The sequence below is a fragment of the Micromonospora sp. NBC_00421 genome (genome assembly GCF_036017915.1).
GTDB lineage: Bacteria > Actinomycetota > Actinomycetes > Mycobacteriales > Micromonosporaceae > Micromonospora.
Genome location: NZ_CP107929.1, coordinates 3,616,845 through 3,635,857, shown reverse-complemented (window position 1 = coordinate 3,635,857; position 19,013 = coordinate 3,616,845). Strand labels below are relative to the sequence as shown.

12 protein-coding genes and 4 pseudogenes are annotated in these 19,013 nt (G+C 72.9%); 6 read left to right on the top strand and 10 right to left on the bottom strand.

Features of this window, described 5'->3' with window-relative positions:
* Positions 1-115: 115 nt before the first annotated feature.
* Positions 116-498: pseudogene (locus OHQ87_RS15075) on the bottom strand (globin domain-containing protein); the annotation flags it as partial.
* A 144-nt stretch (positions 499-642) separates the two neighbouring features.
* On the opposite strand from OHQ87_RS15075, the gene OHQ87_RS15070 reads away from it, so the two are divergent.
* Complete coding sequence (locus OHQ87_RS15070) at positions 643-1,095, top strand: RrF2 family transcriptional regulator (RefSeq protein WP_328338360.1); 453 nt, start codon at positions 643-645, stop codon at positions 1,093-1,095.
* A gap of 53 nt (positions 1,096-1,148) precedes the next feature.
* Here OHQ87_RS15070 and OHQ87_RS15065 read toward each other — a convergent pair whose 3' ends face one another.
* The gene (locus tag OHQ87_RS15065; RefSeq protein WP_328348859.1) at positions 1,149-2,405 is read right to left on the bottom strand and encodes a hypothetical protein; all 1,257 of its coding nucleotides are present in this window, start codon (positions 2,403-2,405) and stop codon (positions 1,149-1,151) included.
* A 215-nt stretch (positions 2,406-2,620) separates the two neighbouring features.
* On the opposite strand from OHQ87_RS15065, the pseudogene OHQ87_RS15060 reads away from it, so the two are divergent.
* The 4 genes and pseudogenes from OHQ87_RS15060 to OHQ87_RS15045 form a co-directional block, all read left to right on the top strand.
* Positions 2,621-4,136 (top strand): annotated as a pseudogene (locus tag OHQ87_RS15060) (ATP-binding protein); the annotation flags it as partial.
* Positions 4,113-5,582, top strand: a pseudogene (locus OHQ87_RS15055) (ATP-binding protein); the annotation flags it as partial. The pseudogenes OHQ87_RS15060 and OHQ87_RS15055, both read left to right, overlap by 24 nt.
* A 6-nt stretch (positions 5,583-5,588) precedes the next feature.
* Positions 5,589-6,227 (top strand): annotated as a pseudogene (locus tag OHQ87_RS15050) (toprim domain-containing protein); the annotation flags it as partial.
* A 41-nt stretch (positions 6,228-6,268) separates the two neighbouring features.
* Positions 6,269-8,758, top strand: a complete 2,490-nt coding sequence (locus OHQ87_RS15045) for a DNA gyrase/topoisomerase IV subunit A (RefSeq protein ID WP_328338358.1) — start codon at positions 6,269-6,271, stop codon at positions 8,756-8,758.
* 26 nt (positions 8,759-8,784) lie between these two features.
* Here OHQ87_RS15045 and OHQ87_RS15040 read toward each other — a convergent pair whose 3' ends face one another.
* From OHQ87_RS15040 to pseB, 7 genes are all read right to left on the bottom strand, one after another.
* On the bottom strand, positions 8,785-9,417 hold the full coding sequence (locus OHQ87_RS15040; RefSeq protein ID WP_328338356.1) for an alpha-ketoglutarate-dependent dioxygenase AlkB: 633 nt from the start codon (positions 9,415-9,417) through the stop codon (positions 8,785-8,787).
* A gap of 12 nt (positions 9,418-9,429) precedes the next feature.
* The gene (locus OHQ87_RS15035) at positions 9,430-10,611 is read right to left on the bottom strand and encodes a PseG/SpsG family protein (RefSeq protein ID WP_328348858.1); all 1,182 of its coding nucleotides are present in this window, start codon (positions 10,609-10,611) and stop codon (positions 9,430-9,432) included.
* Positions 10,608-11,351 (bottom strand): glycosyltransferase family protein, encoded by a 744-nt coding sequence (locus OHQ87_RS15030; RefSeq protein ID WP_328348857.1) that lies wholly within the window; start codon positions 11,349-11,351, stop codon positions 10,608-10,610. Before OHQ87_RS15030 ends, OHQ87_RS15035 begins: the two co-directional genes overlap by 4 nt.
* Positions 11,352-11,461: 110 nt before the next feature.
* Complete coding sequence (locus OHQ87_RS15025) at positions 11,462-13,270, bottom strand: class I SAM-dependent methyltransferase (RefSeq protein ID WP_442930454.1); 1,809 nt, start codon at positions 13,268-13,270, stop codon at positions 11,462-11,464.
* Positions 13,267-14,103 (bottom strand): hypothetical protein, encoded by an 837-nt coding sequence (locus tag OHQ87_RS15020; protein ID WP_328338354.1) that lies wholly within the window; start codon positions 14,101-14,103, stop codon positions 13,267-13,269. Before OHQ87_RS15020 ends, OHQ87_RS15025 begins: the two co-directional genes overlap by 4 nt.
* A gap of 12 nt (positions 14,104-14,115) precedes the next feature.
* A complete protein-coding gene (locus OHQ87_RS15015; protein WP_328338352.1) occupies positions 14,116-15,273 on the bottom strand; it encodes a DegT/DnrJ/EryC1/StrS family aminotransferase in 1,158 nt (385 codons plus the stop codon).
* Entirely contained in the window at positions 15,270-16,253 is a 984-nt protein-coding gene (gene pseB, locus OHQ87_RS15010; protein WP_328338350.1) for a UDP-N-acetylglucosamine 4,6-dehydratase (inverting), read from the bottom strand. The genes OHQ87_RS15015 and pseB overlap by 4 nt, the downstream gene beginning before the upstream one ends.
* Before the next feature lie 343 nt (positions 16,254-16,596).
* Here pseB and OHQ87_RS15005 point away from each other — a divergent pair, with 343 nt between their 5' ends.
* A complete protein-coding gene (locus OHQ87_RS15005; protein ID WP_328338348.1) occupies positions 16,597-18,369 on the top strand; it encodes a hypothetical protein in 1,773 nt (590 codons plus the stop codon).
* A 113-nt stretch (positions 18,370-18,482) separates the two neighbouring features.
* On the opposite strand, the gene OHQ87_RS15000 is transcribed toward OHQ87_RS15005, so the two are convergent.
* Complete coding sequence (locus OHQ87_RS15000; protein ID WP_328338346.1) at positions 18,483-18,992, bottom strand: GNAT family N-acetyltransferase; 510 nt, start codon at positions 18,990-18,992, stop codon at positions 18,483-18,485.
* Positions 18,993-19,013 lie beyond the last annotated feature (21 nt).

Sequence of the window (19,013 nt, the reverse complement as noted above, 5' to 3'; positions counted from 1 at the left end):
ACCGACACCGCTCACCGAGGAGTAGACGGCGGGAAGCTGCTCGGCCCAGTGTCGCCAGGAGTAACAGACCCGGATCCGGTCCAGCGCCGCCGTGGCGTACGTGAACCGGCGTACCCGGTCGGCCGTCGGCCGGGACGAGGGTGAACGAGACGACGTCGGTGGCCTCGGGGGTCACCTCGACGACTCGCCAGTCGCGCCACACCGCGCCGTCCCCGGCAACCCCCGCGATGGTGTACAGGCGGGACTCCCGGGCGACGAGTTCGCAGGCCATCAACCAGTACACCTCGTCCCAGGCGGCGGCGACCTGCGGGGTGACCGCCGGGCCGAGCACCTCGCCGACGGCGGCCATCAGGTGCCGACACCCACAAGGGGGTACTGGCCGGCGGTGATGCCGAGCGAGGCGTGCTTGTGCGCGATCCGGCCGGTGATCTGGTCGGCGTGCGCCCGGACCACGGGCAGGGTGGCGGTGACGACGGCGGCTGACGACTCCGAGAGCACGGCTCCTCCTCCTGTTGGCTACAGAGGACACCTAAACAGGAATCTCAAAGTCCGCTTATGGGCCGAAAGTCCCGCGTCCGGGGTCGCGGCGGTCCCGGCCGTCCGCCACTGTCCGCCGCCGACTGCCCTGGCTAGGGTCGGGTGGTGAAGCTCAACCGGTCGACGGACATGGCCCTGCGGATCGCCATGCTCGTCGCTCCCGCGTCGGCCCGGACCACCGTCGACGAGTTGGCCGACCGGCTCGACCTGCCGCGCAGCCACGTGGCCAAGGTGGTGCAGCGGTTGCAGCGGATCGGGGTGCTGGTCACCGTCCGGGGCCGCTCCGGCGGGGTGGCCTTCGCCGAGGGGGCCGAGCGGATCACCGTCGGGCGGGTGGTGCGCGCCTTCGAGGGGGAGGGGGAGGTGGTCTCCTGCGAGGAGTCCGGCTGTGCGCTGCGCGCCGGCTGCCGCCTGCGGGTCCAGCTCCGCCGCGCCCAGGCGGCCTTCCTCGCCGTCCTCGACGAGGTGCCGCTGGACGACCTGGTCGACGACCCGACGGCCGCCGTGCTGCTCACCCTGGCCCCACCCGCTGCGGCGACGGGAGCGACGGCGACCTGAGACGGTCCGGCCGGTGGGGGCGACCACCCGGGTCGCCCCCACCGGCCGTCGGTTCAGCTGACCCGGACGGTGCCGTCCGTCGACCGGACGCAGGCGACCGTACGGGCGGCGGTAGCCGCCGCCCCGGTCAGGCACCGGCCGAGCACCTGGTGCCCGGCCGCGCTCGGGTGCCAGGACTCCTGGCAGGTCTGGAAGTACGTCCCGCAGGTGTTCGCGATCCGCTGGATGTCCAGCTTGTCGTAGCCGGAGAGGCTGGTGACGAAGACCCCAGAGGTGCCGTCCTGGAGCCGGATCGGGGTGGCCAGCGCGTTACCGGGACTGCCCGCCGACTCGCAGAGCCGGGCGCCGTCGAAGGCCCGCTGCACGTTGAGGTAGACCAGGTCGGCGGCCGGGAACTCGGCGGACAGCGTGCTGCGTACCGAGTTGACCAGGGTGCCCAGGCCCTGCGAGAAGCGCTGGCCGGGGGCGAGGCTGGCCCGGTGGATCGGGCAGCCGGCGGCGTACCGCTCGGCACCCAGGTCGCGGAACTTGTCCCGGGTGTCGTCCCGGCTGTCCTCCTCCCAGTAGGTCGAGGCCAGCTCCGGCGGCAACGGGTTGGTGTAGTCCTGGAAGACGATCCGGTGCTGGCCGTCGGCGTCGATCTGGTCGAGCGTGGTCAGGATCTGCCGGACCGCCGCCGTGGTCTCCGCGGTGGCCGCGCTGACCTGGGCGGCGGTGGCCAGGTCGGCGTCCGAGCAGGGCTCCTGCTCCACCGGCCCGCCCAGGTACGCCCAGAACTCCCACCACCCGGTCCAGGCGTCGGCGATGAACCGGTTCGCGCACTTCTCGGCGACGCTGCCGAAGGTGAAGGAGCTGTTGTTCGAGCCGAGGCCGACCAGCACCAGGTCGATGTCGTGGGTCTGCCCGACCGCGCGGAGCTGGTCGAGCTGGGCGGCGACCTGCCGGCCCTTGGCCCGGCTGGCCGAGGCGTTGGCGATGTCGTAGGGCTGGCCACCGGAGCAGGCGAGGTTGAACCGGGCGGCGATGCCCGGCAGGTCCGCCTTGAACAGTGAGGCGTTCGGTGATCGGTGGCAGAAGTAGGCGTTGTTGTTCGGCGCCGACCAGCCCGGGAAGGGCTGGGCCGTCCCGTTGAGGTCGGTCACCGGCGCGTACGCCCCGGCGCCCTCGCCGCTGATGAAGCTGTCCCCGAGGGCGACCGCGGCGGTGGGCAGCGCGGCGGCGGCCGGTGCGGGTGGGCCGACGGCGACCGGCAGGGCGGCCGTGGCGACGGTGAGGATCGCCGCAAGGGCGGTCCGGCGGAACCTGGACATGACGTCCCCCATCTGTCCATGGAAATGTGAAAGATCCTTCACGGCCGGATCAGATCACCTGGCGAGATGGGCGTCAATGCCTCTTAACACGATCGTCGAATGACGGAAATGGTGTTCTCCGGCGTGGCGTGGCCCCGACCGGGGAAGGCCCCGGCTCCCGGCGGCGTTGCCCCCGCAGGACGCGCAACCGCGGTCCGACGTGGGGCTGCACGTCGCTGTCGGGGCGTACGGCTACGCTCGCTGCGGCACGCCGCGCGTGGAGATCGAGGCGGTGAGCGGCACCACACCGCCGAGACCGGGGAGTACGACCAGTTGACCGCACAGCCTGAGACCCTCTACGGGGCAGACGACCTCACCCACCTGGAGGGCCTGGACGCCGTCCGCAAGCGTCCCGGCATGTACATCGGCTCCACCGACAGTCGTGGCGTGGGTCACCTCGTCAACGAGATCCTCGACAACTCCACCGACGAGGGTGTCGCCGGTCACGCCGGCACGGTCGAGGTGATCCTGCACGCCGACGGCTCGGTGCAGGTCGACGACGACGGCCGGGGCATCCCCACCGACGTGCACGCCAAGTCCGGCATTTCCGGGGTCGAGCTGGTGCTCACCCGGCTGCACGCCGGCGGCAAGTTCGGCGGCTCCGGCTACAAGACCTCCGGCGGTCTGCACGGCGTGGGCGCCTCCGCGGTCAACGCGCTGTCCCGCCGGTTCGACGTGACAGTCCGGCGTGCCGGCAAGGTGCACACGATGTCGTTCCGGCACGGCGTGCCCGGTGTCTTCGCCGGCGACGGGCCGGACGCCCCCTTCACCCCCGGCCCCGGCCTGCAGGTGGTCGGGACGATGAAGCGGGGGCAGCGCACCGGCACCTCGATCCGCTACTGGCACGACGCCCGCTACTTCGAGACCGGCGCGCGGCTGGACGTCGACGCCGTCCGGATGAAACTGCGCAACACCGCCTTCCTGGTCCCCGGGGTCGACTACCGGCTGCGCGACGAGACCGCCGAGGAGCCGGTCGAGGAGCGGTTCCACTTCCCCAACGGGCTCACCGACATGGTCGAGTTCCTGGCCCCGGCCGGTGACCGGCCGGTCTCCGGCACCCTGCTGGTCACCGGCGAGGGGACGTACCGGGAGAACGCCGCCGACGCCAACGGCGTGATGCAGTCCAACGTGCAGCGCCGGGCCGAGGTCGAGATCGCCTTCCGCTGGGGCACCGGCTACGAGCGCACCGTGGAGTGCTTCACCAACACCATCCGCAACGCGCACGGCGGCACCCACCGCAAGGGCTTCGAGCGGGCGCTGACCCGGGCCCTGGCCGACGCCGTCCGCAACACCCGGGGCCTGCTCAAGCCCAAGGAGGACCCGCCCACCCTGGACGACGTCCTGGAGGGGATGACGGCGGTGCTGCACGTCCGCATCCCCGAGCCGCAGTTCACCTCGCAGACCAAGGACGAGCTCTCCACCGCCGGCATCACCAAGGTCCTGCAGACCCTGGTCGAACAGCACGTCAAGGCGTGGCTGGAGGACAAGCGCAGCAAGGCCGAGGCGCGCACGGTGCTCCAGAAGATCGTCGACGCGGCCCGGGTGCGGCTGACCCAGAAGCAGCAGAAGGACGCCGCCCGGCGCAAGACCGCCCTGGAGGGCGCGTCGATGCCGGCCAAGTTGGTCGACTGCCGTGCCACCGGGGTGGACCGCAGCGAGCTGTTCATCGTGGAGGGGGACAGCGCCCTGGGGTGTTTTACCGGCGACACCATGGTCGCGCTCGCCTCCGGCGAGGCCCGATCCTTCGCCGACCTGGCAGCGGACTGGCAGCGCGGGGTGACCCATTTCGGCTACACCACCAACAAGGCGGGGCGCGTGGTGGTCGCTCCGCTGGTGGAGCCACGCCTCACCAAGAGCGCTGCCGGGCTCGTCCGGGTGAACCTCGACAACGGCGCGTCGGTCCGCTGCACACCGGATCACCTTTTCCGGCTGCGCGACGGTTCCTACCGACGGGCCGATGCCCTGACCCCCGGTGACTCACTGATGCCCCTGTACCGGAGCATCTCCAGTAAGGCCGAGGGGCACAAGCTGCACGGGTACGAGCGGATCTGGATGAACGACCGGGAGGAGTGGGTCTACACCCACTACCTCGCGGACGCCTGGAATCTTCGTCACGGTCGTGACAGCGCGACCAACGGCAACGTCCGTCACCACATCGACATCGACAAGCGCAACAACGATCCACGAAACATCCAAAGGATGACCTGGGCCGACCACTCGGCACTGCACGCCGCGATGATGGGTGAACACGTCCACGCGGGCTGGCGGGAGTGGTTTGCCAACGGCGGCCGGGAGTTCAAGGCGGCCATGCTCAGCGCGCAGTGGCGCGATCCCGCATTCCGTGAGGCGTGCCTCGCCCGGCTGTTCGCGCTCAACGAGTCACCCGAATTTCGGGCCAAGCTGAACAAGGGCTTTCAGGACTGGTACGACGCGCTCGGTGACGAGGAAAAGGCCGCTTATGCCGACCGGATGCGGGACCGGCAGGCCCAGTACTGGTCACAGCCCGAGCACCGCGAGGCCGCTGCGGAGCGCGTCCGGAACTATTTCGCGGACCCTGCTCGTCGTTCCGAACGGCGGGCGCGTTCGGTGCGGCAGTGGGACAACCCGGAGTTGCGTGCCTGGCGTTCACGGAAGACCGTCGAACAACTCAGCGATCCCGCCGAGCGGGAACGCCAGCGCAACGCGGTGCGGACCTGGCACGAGGAGAATCCTGAATTCGGGGCCCGACACTCACGGTTGATGAAGCAGCGACTGGCAGACCCGGGCACCGGTCACCTTGCCAAGGCGCAAGCCGGTCGGGCGGCCTACGTGGCCAACGTGCCCAGGGCAGAGCGGGTTGGACGCCAACAGGAGGGCAGGCGGCGGGCCGCGCTCAAGCGGCTCACTCCGCTGCTGGTGCTGCCGGATGCGGAACTGGCGGCGGCGTACGAGGCTGAGCGGCTGAGTTCCGCACGCACGGGACTCCGGTTCGATCGGCTCCTGGCGCTCTACGGCGGCGATTACGCCCGCCTCCGGGAGGCGGTCAATCTGGTGAATCACCATGTCGTGTCCGTCGAGCCGCTTGACGAGACAGCAGACGTCTACGACCTGACGGTCGAGGGCTACCACAACTTCGCCCTCGAAGCCGGCGTCTTCGTCCACAACAGTGCGCGGGTCGCTCGTACCTCGGAATATCAGGCGCTTCTCCCGATTCGCGGCAAGATCCTCAACGTGCAGAAGGCCAACCTCCAGCAGGTGCTGGACAACGCCGAGTGCGCGGCGATCGTTCAGGTGCTCGGGGCCGGTTCGGGGCGTACCTTCGACCTGTCCTCGCTGCGCTACGGCCGGGTGCTGATCATGGCGGACGCCGACGTGGACGGCGCGCACATCCGGACCCTGCTGATCACCCTCTTCGCCAGGTACATGCGACCGCTGATCGAGGCCGGCCGGCTCTACGCCGCGATGCCGCCGCTGCACAAGATCACCACGAAGGGGCGCAGCCCGCAGACCACCTACACCTACACCCAGGCCGAGATGGAGGCGACTGTCCGCAAGCTGGAGAAGGCCGGCAGGCAGATCGTCACCCCGATCCCGCGCTTCAAGGGCCTCGGTGAGATGGACGCCGACGAGCTGTGGGACACCACCATGAACCCGGCCACCCGGGCGGTCCGCCGGATCACCCTCGACGACGTCGACGCCGCCGAGCGCATCCTCGAACTGCTGATGGGCGAGAAGGTCGAACCGCGCCGCAACTGGCTGATCGACTCCTCCGACCGGGTCGACCGCGACGCGATCGACGCATGACGAGCACCGTGGCCGCCGCACACCCGGAAGAGAGCTGAACGATGGCACGCCGTAAGGACGACCGCGCCAAGGTGGACCTGTCCGCCTTCGACCAGGCCGGCGCGCGGGTCTTCGACAACCCGCTGGTCACCGAGGTCTCCGACTCCTACCTGGAGTACGCCTTCTCGGTCATCCACTCCCGCGCCCTGCCCGACGCCCGCGACGGCCTCAAGCCGGTGCACCGCCGCATCCTGTGGTCCATGCACGAGCAGGGTCACCGCCCCGACCGGGGGCACGTGAAGTCGGCCCGGATCGTCGGCGACGTGATGGGGAAGTACCACCCCCACGGCGACACCGCGATCTACGACGCGATGGTCCGGCTCGCCCAGGACTTCTCGCTGAACACGCCACTCATCGATGGGCATGGAAATTTTGGTAGCCCAGACGATGGCCCGGCCGCGGCGCGTTATACCGAGGCCCGGCTCTCCCGGGAGGCGATGCTGCTGGTCGGGGAGTTGGGCGAGGACACCGTCGACGTCGAGCCCAACTACGACGGCTCGCTGACCCAGCCGACCGTGCTGCCCGCCGCCTTCCCCAACCTGCTTGTCAACGGGGCGTCCGGGATCGCGGTCGGGATGGCGACCAACATGATCCCGCACAACCTCGGTGAGGTGGTCTCCGCCGCCCGCTGGCTGATCAACCACCCGGACGCCGACCTCGACAAGCTGATGGAGTACGTTCCCGGCCCCGACCTGCCCACCGGCGGCCTGCTGCTGGGCCTGGACGAGGTGCGCCGGGCGTACGAGACCGGGCGTGGCGTGGTGCGGATGCGCGGCCGGGTGGAGATCGGCCCGCTGGAGGGCAGCCGGGGCCGGCAGGCGATCACCGTGGTCGAACTGCCCTACGGCGTCGGCGCGGAGAAGGTCATCGCGGCGATCACCAACGAGGTCAACAAGACCAAGCGGCTCACCGGCATCGCCGACGTCAAGGACCTCACCGACCGGGAGAGCGGCACCCGGCTGGTCGTCGAGTGCAAGGTCGGGGTCAACCCGCAGGCGTTGCTGGCCGACCTCTACCGGCTCACCCCGCTGGAGCAGTCCTTCGGCATCAACAACCTGGTGCTCGTCGACGGCCAGCCGCGCACCCTCGGGCTGAAGACGCTGCTGGAGGTCTTCCTGGCCCACCGCTACGAGGTGGTGACCCGGCGCAGCGCGTACCGTCGGCGCAAGCGGGAGGAGCGGCTGCACCTGGTCGACGGCCTGCTGATCGCCCTGCTCGACATCGACCGGGTGGTCAAGCTGATCCGGGCCAGCGAGGACGCCCAGGCCGCCAAGGACGGCCTGATGCAGAAGTTCCGGCTCTCCGAGATCCAGGCGACGTACATCCTGGACACCCCGCTGCGCCGGTTGACGAAGTACGACCGGATCGAGCTGGAGGCCGAGCAGGAGAAGCTGCGCGGGGAGATCGCCGCGCTGTCCACGATCCTGGACGACCCGAAGGTGCTGCGGAAGGTCGTCTCCGACGAGTTGGCCGCGGTGGTGAAGCAGTTCGCCGCGCCGCGTCGCACCACCCTGGTCGACGGGGACCTCAAGGAGGTGCTCGCCGCGTCCGCACCGGCCGGCCCGCTGGAGGTGGCCGACGACCCGTGCCAGGTGATCCTCTCGGCGACCGGGCTGGTCGCCCGGACCGCGGCCGAGTCGGAGGAGGCGTCGGAGGGGCGTCGCCGCAACGGCCGGGTCAAACACGACACGGTACGCGCGGTCGCGCACAGCACCGCCCGGGGCCGGGTGCTCCTGGTCACCAGCGCCGGCCGGGCCTTCAAGGTCGACGTGCTGCCGCTGCCGGTGCTGCCCGAGCAGGCCGGCACGGTGTCGTTGCGCGGTGGCATGGCCGCCTCCGAGCTGGTCCCGCTGGAGGCGGGGGAGACGGTGATCGGCCTCGCCCCGCTCGGCCCGACCGCGCAGGGCTCCCCGGGGTTGGCGCTGGGCACCAGGCAGGGGGTGGTCAAGGTCTGCGCCCCGGAGTGGCCGGTCCGCTCGGACGAGTTCGAGGTGATCTCGTTGCGGACGGGCGACGAGGTGGTGGGGGCCACCTGGCTGGCCGACGACACCGAGACGCTGGCCTTCGTGACCAGTGAGGCGGCTCTGCTGCGGTTCGCCGCCGCGGTGATCCGCCCGCAGGGGCCCAAGGGCGGTGGGATGGCCGGGATCAACCTGCCGGCGGGTGCCCGGGTGGTGTTCTTCGGGGCGATCCGCACCGACGACGCCGTACACGGTGAGCCGATGGTGGTGACCTCGACCGGGGCCACGGTCAAGGTGACGCCGTTCGGGTCGTACCCGGCGAAGGGGAGGGCGACCGGCGGGGTGCGGGCGCAGCGGTTCCTCAAGGGTGAGGAGGGCCTGGTGGTGGCGTGGGTCGGGCCGCGCCCGGTCGGGGCGACCGCGACCGGTGACCCGGTGGAGCTGCCGCCTGCCGATCCGCGCCGGGACGGTTCCGGCTTCGCCGTCATGCTCGGCCCCACCGTCGTCGGGCACCTCATCGAACGCGACTGACGGGTGGCCCGTCCGCCCCGGCGGCGTCAGGCGACGTCGACGGGGCGGAACTGGACGCTGACCCGGGGGCCGACCGGGCGGCTGGTCTTGGGGACGGCGTGTTCCCAGGTGCGTTGGCAGGAGCCACCCATCACCACCAGGTCGCCGTGGCCCAGCGGGAAGCGCAGCGTCTCACCGCCGCCGCGGGGGCGCAGCAGCAGCGGGCGGGGTGACCCGAAGGACACGATCGCCACCATCGTGTCGGTGTGCGCCGAGCGGCCGAGGGTGTCGCCGTGCCAGGCGACGCTGTCCCTCCCGTCGCGGTAGAGGCACATGCCGGCGGTGACGAACGGTTCGCCCAGCTCGGCCGCGTAGTGCTCGGTGAGCGCGGTGCGCGCCGTGGTGAGCAGCGGGTGCGGCAGCGGGCGACCGGCGCCGTACCAGCAGAGCAGGCGCGGGACGTCGACCTCGGTGTCGTACATGGTGCGGCGTTCGGCCCGCCAGGGCACTTCGGTGCGTAGGGCGTCGAGCACCGCGTCGGAGCCGCGCACCCAGCCGGGCAGGTGGTCGACCCAGGCGCCCCGGGTGAGCACCCGCCGGCGCAGCCCGGTCAGCGGGGTCAGCGTCGGGCCGGTGTCGGCGAGGTCGAGCATCGACGGCTGGTAGGCGGCCTGCGGCATGCCCGCACCCTATCAGGGCTTTAGTACACCCGTACGACTTGCGATCAGGGTGAGGACGGCGTCCGCGACCCGGGCCCGGCCGTGCCCGTCGACGGTGGCCCAGGCGCGGGCCGCGAGCGCCGCCCGTCGCTGCGGGGACGCCAACAGCGCGCGCAGCGTCCGGGCCGCCTCGGCCCGCGCGGTCCGTCCGGCCAGCCCCGGCGCGACCAGTTCCGGCAGCTCGCCGAGGCCGGCGGCGAGCCCGTGCGCCACCACCCGGCGGTACGAGTCACGCTGGTTGTCCACCACGCAGACAAGTGCGGCGGGTGCACCGAGACAGCAGAGTTCCCAGGTGGAGGTGCCGGCGGCGCTGACCACCAGGTCGGCTGCGCCGATCAACGTGGGCAGGGTGTCGGTCGGCGCGACGAGGTGCAGCGACTGCCCCCGCCCGGGGGTGACCCGGGTCAGCTCCGCCTCGATCTCCGGCCGCCCGACCACCACCGTCAACGTCATCGGATGGCCGGTGCCGAGCAGCACCCGGGCCAGCACCGGGGCCGCGCCGACCGCGTCGGTGCCGCCGAAGAAGGCGAGCACCCGGGGGCGGGCGGTGGGGGTGGCCGGCGGTGGGACGGCCGGCCGGGCGGCGGTCACCGAGCCACGCAGCAGCGCGTACCGGACCCCGGCCAGCATCCGCCTGTCGCCAGCGCCGGCCAGGACCCGCCTGTCGCCAGCGCCGGCCGAGCCCCGCCCGTCGCCGGGTGCGTCGGCGGTGGGCGCGCTGCGGGCCGGGACGGCGGGACGGCCATCCGCCTGACCGGTGGCGTCGGTGTCCGCGCCGAAGTTCTGGTCGAGGTAGAGGTCGGCGTCCTGGCCCCGGGTGTCGCCGTCGACGATGGCCAGGGTGACCACGCCGGCCGCCCGCAGCGCCCCGGCCCCGGCCGGATCCAGCTCGTACGAGTCGAGCACCAGCGCGTCCAGGGCGTGCCGGTGGGCCGTCTCCACCAGCCCGGCGGGGGTGTCCGGACCGGGGTGGACCGGGATGTCGCGCGTGGCCAGTTGGGCGGCGGCCCAGCCGACCCGGTGCACCGTGCCGAACAGTTCGACCCGGGCGCCCCGGGTCAGGAACTCCTCGCCGAGGGCCAGGCAGCGGACCAGGTGACCGACGCCGGTGCGCGGGCCGGCGTCGCAGCGTAACCCGATCCGTGGTGGGTTCAGGACTCCTCCAGCCGCTTCTGGCGTACCGAGGAGTTGAGGGTACGCAGGGTGGGTCGCCCGTCCAACCAATCGGCGAGTTTGGCAAGCGGCACGCTGACGTCGCCGAAGTGGTCGACGACCGCACTGACAAGCGTCCAGTCCTGCTCGGTGTCGAGGGTGAGCCGCAGCGCCGACCTGTCCGGGGTGAGGGTCACCCCGAGCACCCGGAACAGCTCCGGACGGGTGTACGCGTACGAGGTGACGTGCACCCGGTGGTGGTCGGTGGCGAGCCGGTCGAGGGTACGCAGCGTATCCGCCCGGATTATCTCCACGTCCAGCCCCCGGGGCAGGGTACGGGCGATCGAGGTGCTGGCGTAGTCGAGCCCGGGGACCGCCCGGTAGACCCCCGCCACCAGCGCGACGATCTCCGGGTCGAGCAGCGGGCAGTCCGCGGTGAACCGCATGACGGCGTCGCCGGGGTGGGCGTCGAGCGCGCCGACGAACCGGCTCAGCACGTCGTCCACCGGCCCCCGGTGCACGGGCACGTCGAGCCGTGCGCACTCGGCGACCACCGCGTCGTCGACCGGGTCGACGCTGGTGGCGACCACCAGGTCGGCGAGGACCCCGCTGTCGAGGGCGGCCCGGACCACCCGGCCGAGGACGCTGCGCCCGGCCAGTGGGCGCAGCACCTTGCCGGGCAGCCGGGACGAGCCCATCCGGGCCTGCACGATCCCGACGATGCGGGTGCCGGAGCCGGGCAACCCGGCCGGTGCGACCGCGCCGCGCCCGGGGGTGTCGGCCTTCCCGGGTCGGCCCGTCGCCGGGGTGTCGGCGCTGCCGGGCCGACCCGTCGGCTCAGTGTCCGGTCCGGTCACTGCTGCTCCTCCTGCGGCTTCGGGCCGAGCGCCTCGCGGGCCCGCCGTTTGGCCGCCCGGGCGCCCCGCTTGGCCAGCCGGGCGGGGGTGATGGCGAGCCGGCCCACCCGGTAACTGAGCGAGCCGCTGAGCAGGTTGATCGTGGCGTCGGACCGGCGCAGCGCCCGTTCCCGCGAGGTGAGCAGCTCCTCGGTCCACTTCAGCAGGGCGGCGAGCCGGGTCAGCTCCTCGCGCTGGCGTACCCAGGCCTCGCGCATCTGCTGGTAGCTGCGCGGACCGGCGGGCGGGTCGGTGGGGTCGACCGCGCGGAGTTCGGTGGCGAGCGCCCCCTGCCCGTCGGCGTCCAGGCCGCGCAGGGCGGCGGCGACCGCCGCCTCGGTCTCGACGGCCGCGTCGACGGTGGCCCGGTCCAGGTCGTGCCCGGCGACGCCGCCGAGGACCACTGTCAGCCCGGCCACGTCCAGGGTGGACGGCCACGGGTGTGCGTATCCGCCGGTGAGCAGGGCGACCGCGAACCGCCACAGCCCCCGGGCCAGCGTCACCTCGACGGGCAGCGGTCCGGTGGCCTGCCAGCTCGGGTCGAGCACCGCGAAGGCGTCCCCGTCGACGACCACGTTGTCCGGGTCGGCCAGCGCCGTCGCGCCGGCGAGCCGCCCCTCCGGGTCGGCCTGGCCGGCGAGCCAACCCGCGTAGCCGCGCAGCAGCCGGCGTAGGGCGTCCAGGTCGCGGCGCAGGCAGCCGTCGAGCAGCAGGGTGCGCAGCAGCCGGCCCGCAGGTACCGGTCCGGTGAGCGCGGCCGGGTCCCGGTGGGCCGCCTCCCGGCTGGCGAAGGGTGCCGCCCGACCCCGGGTGGCACCGCCGCCGGTGACCGCCCACTGCCAGCCGCCCGGCCCGTCGGTCACCTCGACCACGCCGACCCCGGGCGGCCCGGTCTGCACCAGCACCACCGGCAGTGGCGCGGCGACGGGTTCGTCGTGGCCGGCGGGGCGGTGGGCCGTCACCAGCCAGCCGGGGGCCAGCGTCGCGCCGAGCCCGGCGTGCAGCGCGTCGACCGCCAGCCGGGCCGGGTCCTGGAGCACCGGGCCACCGGCGAAACCACCGGCACACGCGCCGTGCAGCACCGCGTCGAGCAGCCCCGACGTGGGCCGGTGCGCCAGCGCGTCGGTGGCGACCAGCGCCGTCGCGGCACCCGGATCGGGGTACGCGGCGTAGTCGGCGGTCACCGTCAGCCCCGCCTCGACGAGCCGGTCACGCAGTTGCTCCCGGTTGGCCGGGCGGCCGGCGTCGAGCACCCCGCCGATGCTCCACGCCGCGTCGGCCCGGTCGGCGTACCAGGGGGAGGTGGCGACCAGCCGGGACACCCCCAGCGGGTTGTCCAGCCGCAGCAGCAGCGTGCCGCCGGGGCGCAGGGCGGCGGCCAGCCGGCCCAGCACCCCCGTCCAGCCCAGCCTGGTGCCCTCCACCGACTCGACGGCGTCCAGCCCGGCCCCGGCCACCACCACGTCGAAGGTGTCGGCCGGGTCGAGCCCGGCGGGTCCGCCGACGACCACCCGGGCGGCCCGGTCGGTGAGCGCCACCGCGTCGGGGTGGCTGCGCAGCAGGCAGGTCACCTCGGCGTGGGCGAGCCGGTCCAGCAGCGCCGGGTCGTGCGGCCCGGCCAGCAGCACCCGCGCCCCCGCCGGTACGACCCGGGCGGCCAGCGCGCCCAGCGGCCCACCGTCGGCCAGCCGTTGCTCCGGCAGGTCGGACCAGGCCAGCATCTCCCCGCCGGGCAGGACGACGGGGGCGGCGGTTCCAGTGGTCAACTCGTTCCTCCTGCGGGATGCGCCCAGCCGAGCAGTTCACGCAGCTCGGCCGGCGTACAGCGGTGGTCGGTGCCCAGCTCGGCGCGGGCGATCCCGACGGCGGTCGGCAGGTCCACCGACTCGCCGTGCAGCTCCGGCCACTGCCTGCGGATCCGGGCGGTGCCGCCGAAGGTGGGGTCCTCCTTGGCCAGGATCATCGGGTCGCCGTAGACGGCCGGTTCGCAGCCGGCGGCGATGCCGTAGAAGATGGCGCTGGTCAGCCGGTTGGACGCCACCCGGGCGTGCCGGCGCAGCTCGGTGAGCTGCTTGTCCAGGAAGAGCGGGTCGGTGTCCCGCCACCAGTGCCCCCGGTAGCCGTGGCAGATCACCCGGAAGCCGGCGTTCTCGTAGAGCCGGCGGACCCGGCGCATGCCGTACTCGTGCCAGTAGAGGCAGACGGTGACCGGGCCGGGTTCGGTGTCCCGGATCCGGGCGATCAGCTCCTTGTGGTCGCCCTTGACGTGCTGGCCCTCCCACCCGTGGAAGGGGTACCAGATGGTGCCCTCCCGGGCGGCCGGCGGCGGGTCGTCGGCGCGCAGGTCCAGCAGGTACGCGAAGGGCGCACCGGTGACCACCACGTTGCGTCGCCCCACCGACCAGGCCCGCCGTCGGGTCTGCTCCGACCACAGCAGGCTGGGGGTGCGTTCGGCGTACGGATGGCCGGGGGCGAGGCCGTCGCCGATGTTCCAGCCGTGCTGGACGTACCCGTTGATCCGGGGCGGGTGGCCGTCGCCCAGGCCGCAGTAGCGGGCCAGCACGTGGGCGTGCCCGTAGAAGTGGTTCGCGTGGTGCATCGGTTCCCCCGGTCAGGCGGCGGTGTGCGCCGTGACGCCGCGCAGCGCCGCGCCGAGCGCGTCGATCACCCGGTCCTGGTCGGCGTCGGTCAGGCTCGGATACAGCGGCAGCGAGAGCTGCTGACCGTAGAACGACTCGGCCACCGGGCAGGACCCGCGCCGGTAGCCGAGATCGGCGAACGCCGGGTGCCAGTGCACCGGCAGGTAGTTGACCTGTACGCCGATGCCGGCGGCCCGCATCCGGTCGTACACCTCGCGGCGGCGGCCGTCGAGGACCCGGACCGGGTAGAGGTGCCAGGCGGGGGCGGCCCACGACCGGCGGGTCGGGGTCAGCACCCCGGGCAGGTCGGCCAGCGCCTCGTCGTAGCGGGCCACCAGCCGGGCGCGGGCGGCCAGGAAGTCACCGAGCCGGCGCAGCTGACTGCGACCCAGCGCGCAGAGCACGTCCGGCAGCCGGTAGTTCAACCCGAACTCGTGCACCTCCTGGTGCCAGCCGCCCTCGTCCGGCTCGCGCAGCTCGGCGCGCTCCCGGACCAGCCCGATGTTGCGGAACCGGCGGGCCCGCTTCAGCAACTCCGGGTCGGTGGTGGCGACCGCGCCGCCCTCGGCGGTGGTGAGGTTCTTGGTGGGGAAGAACGAGAAGGTGGTCAGGTCGGCAAGCGACCCGACCGGTCGGCCGCGGTAGGTGGCCCCGATCGAGTGCGCCGCGTCGGCCAGCAGCAACGCGTCCGAGCCGGCCAGGGCGGTGCGCAGGGCGTCGTAGTCGGCCGGGTGGCCGGCGTAGTCGACGGCGGCGACGACCTTCGTCCGGGCGGTGGTCGCGGCGGCGGCGGCTGCCGGGTCCAGGGTGAACGTCTCCTCCTCGACGTCGGCGAAGACGATCCGCGCGCCGAGGGCGACCGCGCTGCTGGCGGTCGCCACGAACGTCATCGGCGGCACCACCACCTCGTCGCCCGGTCCCACCCCGGCCGCCGCGTACGCCACGTGCAGCGCCGCCGTGCCGTTGGCGACGGCCGCGCAGCCGGCCCCGCCGGTCCAGCCCGCGAGGTCCGCCTCGAAGGCGTCGACCTGCGGGCCGGTGGTGAGCCAGTCGCTGCGCAGGGTGGCGACCACGGCGGCGACGTCGTCGTCGGTGACCGACTGCCGCCCGTACGGGAGCATCGCCGTCACGCCGCGATGCCGAGCATGTCGCGCAGCTGTGGGACGGTCAACCACTCGTCGTTGCCGTCGGACTGGTAGGCGAAGCCGTCCGGGACCGGCTCGCAGTCGACAGGCGGCCGGTAACCCCAGGTGGCGATCGTCGGCTGGACGATGAACCTGTCCTTCGCGCGCAGCGTACGGCGGCTGTCGTCCGGGGCGATCATCTCCTCGTGCAGCTTCTCGCCCGGCCGGATGCCGATCTCGTGCGTGGTGGCCTCCGGGGCGACCGCCTCGACCAGGTCGAGGATGCGCATGCTGGGGATGCGTGGCACGAACAGCTCGCCGCCCTGCATCTGGTCGAAGCTGTCCAGCACGAACTGCACCGCCTGGTCCAGGGTGATCCAGAACCGGGTCATCCGCTTGTCGGTGATCGGCAGGCTCTTGCCCTCGTCGGCGAGCCGCCGGAACAGCGGCACCACCGAGCCCCGGCTGCCCACCACGTTGCCGTAGCGGACCACGGCGAAGCGGGTGGGGTGCTGGGCGGCGTAGTGGTTGGCCGAGACGAAGAGCTTGTCACCGACGAGCTTGGTCGCGCCGTACAGGTTGATCGGGCTGGACGCCTTGTCGGTGGAGAGCGCGATGACCTTCCTGACGCCGGCCTCGATGGCCGCGTCGACCACGTGCTGCGAGCCGGTGATGTTGGTGGCGATGAACTCCGAGGGGTTGTACTCGGCGGTGTCCACCTGCTTGAGGGCGGCGGCGTGCACCACGTGGTCCACCCCGTGCATGGCCCGGGTGAGCCGGTGCCGGTCCCGCACGTCGCCGATGAACCAGCGCAGCCGGGGGTCGTCGCCGAGCTGCTGGCGCAGCTCGTACTGCTTGAGTTCGTCGCGGGAGAACACCACCACCCGGGCCGGGTCGGCCACCTTGAGGACGTGCCGGAGGAACGTCTTCCCGAAGGACCCCGTCCCGCCGGTGATCAGAATGGAGGACCCATTCAACTCACTCAATTTGGTGCTCCCCAGCTCGTGGTTGTTGCGCCACCGGCTCGGGGCCAGGCGACCGGACGGACGCTAACCAGGTCGGGTTAACACCCCGACGCTCCCGGGTTAACCGCCCACGCTGCTCCCGTGAATGCCGGACCTCCGGCGGGCGAACACTTCCGACCCCCGCCAGATCCGGCTGACCAGCGGGGACGGTGCTGACTACAGTGGCCCGGCGCGGCCGGTGAGGACCCCGTCGGACCGGTTCTGTCCGGCGACGGCCCGGTCGCGCCGATGGCGACGGTGCACCCCCGCGAACCCCGGTCGGGCTGACGGCGACCGGCGCACCCCACGAAGCAGGAGGCGACACATGGTGGCCGGCACCGAGGTGAGACACCCCATCGCCGACCCGTCCGGGCAGCCGGCCGGCCGAGGCCGTCGGCTGGTGCCGGTGTTGCTGGTGGTGGGCTGGCTGCTGGGGGTCGGCTGGCGGATGTGGTTGTCCCGGCACGTGCCGCTGCCCATCGCGCACACCGACGAGGACAGCTACCTGCACACCGCCCGCGCGCTGGCCGGTGGGCCGGGCGGGTTCAGCAGCGAGAACGGGCCGCTGCGCCGGATCGGCTACCCGCTGCTGATCTCCCCGGCGTTCCTCGGTGAGCGGGACTTCACCGACAGCTACCGGCTGGTGCAGCTGATCAACGCGGCGGTGAACGCTGCGGTGCTGCCGCTGGCGTACCTGCTGGTGCGTCGGCTGGTGCCGGTGCGCCGCGCGGTCGCCCTGGCCGCCGCCGCCGTCGCGGCCACCCTGCCGGCGACCGTCTTCTACGCCGGGGTGGCGATGATCGACGCGGTGCTGGCACCGCTGGTGCTGGCCTGGCTGCTGGCCGTGCACCACTGGGTACGCCGACCCGGCCCGCTGGTCGCCGCCGTGGTCGGCACGCTGGTCGGGGCGTTCCACCTGCTGCACTCCCGGGGCCTGGTGATCGTGGGGGTGCACGTCGGGCTGGTGCTGCTGCTGTTCCTGCGGCGGCGGACCAGCCCGGCGCAGGTGCTCGCCGCGGTGCTGCCGGTGCTGGCGCTGGCGCTGCTCAACGAGGCGGTCATCCGGCTGCTCGGCGACCGGGTCTACCTGCTGGGCGATCCGCCCGGCGGCGGCACCGTGCGGGCCGTCGCCTCCGGGCCGGGGCTGCTGCGGGTCGGCGCGGCGGTCGCCACCCAACTCTGGTACCTGGTCGTCGTCACCTTCGGGCTGGCCGGCGTCGCCTGGGCCGGTGCCGTAGGCATCCTGCTCCGCCCCGCCCCCGCTTCCGCCGCAGGCGCGACGGCCCCCGCCGGGAGTCAGGGCCCCGCCGGGGCGACCCGGTGGACGTTCGGGGTGGCGCTTGTGACAAGCGTCGGGGTGGCCGCCGGCGCGTCGGTGATCCTGGCCGGCATCACCAGCAAACCGCTGGACGCGATCTACGGCCGGTACGTGCAGATGCTCGCCCCGTTCTGGCTGCTGGTCGGGGTGGGGATGCTGGTGACCGCGACGCCCCGGCAACGGTGGCGGCGGGTGGCGGTCGCGGTGGGGGTGCTGCTGGCCGGCGCGACACTGATCGCCATCCGGCTGGCCTGGGTGGCGAGCCGGGGGCACGAGTTGCGCTACGGCGGGTTCGGCGCACCGGACCTGATGGCGCTGACCGGCGGCTGGCGGGAGTTCCGCCCGTTCACCGGGGCGGCCGTCGGGGTGGCCGGCTGCCTGCTGCTGGTCGCCGTAGTGCGGCTGCCCCGGTGGCGGGCGCCGGTGCTCGCCGCGCTGGTGGTGGTGAACCTCGGCACCATGCAGGTGATCACCGACCGGCTGGTCCGGCCGATGGTCGCCGCGACCGCACCCACCCCACGGGTGGCCGACGTCGGGGTACGCCCCGGCGACCGGGTCTGGGCGTCGCTCGGCGTCCAGTGGATCCTGCGGTTCAACCTCAGCCACCAGGTCACCTGGGCCGACGTGCGGTGGTTCGTCGACAACCCGCCGGCCGACGCCGACGTGGTCTTCGCCCGGTGGGCACCCGGCGAGCCGGACGACTGGGACGGCACCCGGCACGGGTTCGTCCGGTTGGGCGGCAACCCGGAGCAGCGCTGGGCCGCCTGGCGTCGCCGCTGATCCGGGTTGCCGGTCGGCCGCTGATCCGGCTGCCGAGCGGCGGACCGCGACGACGCCGGGCCGGTTAACGTCGGATGGCCGCCCCGTGAATGGTCGCCGGACAATTGTCGAAATTATCGTCGACGGCGGTTCTCCCGGGCCAGGGAAATAGGGACTATGTCGACTTCCTGGCCGTGGTGTGTCTCCCGGCGCGGGGTGCCCTCGACAAACCGGAAACGACGGTTCATCTGCCGTACGGCGGTATTGTGCGCCAAGACCTCGCCGTCGAGGCGGTCCAGTGCGAGCACGTCGAAGGCGTGATCCACCGCCGCCCGCATCACCCCCAGCCAGGCGGGCAGGGTGGCCCCCTGCTCGGCCAGCCCGTCGGCGTCCAGGTAGAACCCCCACGAGGCGGTCCGCGGCCCGTCCAGGCGCAGGTCGAAGAAGGTCACCACGCCGACCGTCAGACCGTCGTGGACGTACATCAGGATGCGGTGGGCCGGGTCGACGCGGACCCGGGACCACCAGGCCGCGTGCTCGTCCGCGGTGATCTCGTGGCTGGTCTTGCTGACCTGCCGGTTGGTTTCCTGATTACGCCAGGACAACATCAGGTTAACGTCGTCCGTGGTGGCCTCGCGCAGCACTCGTACCCCTTTGTGTCAACC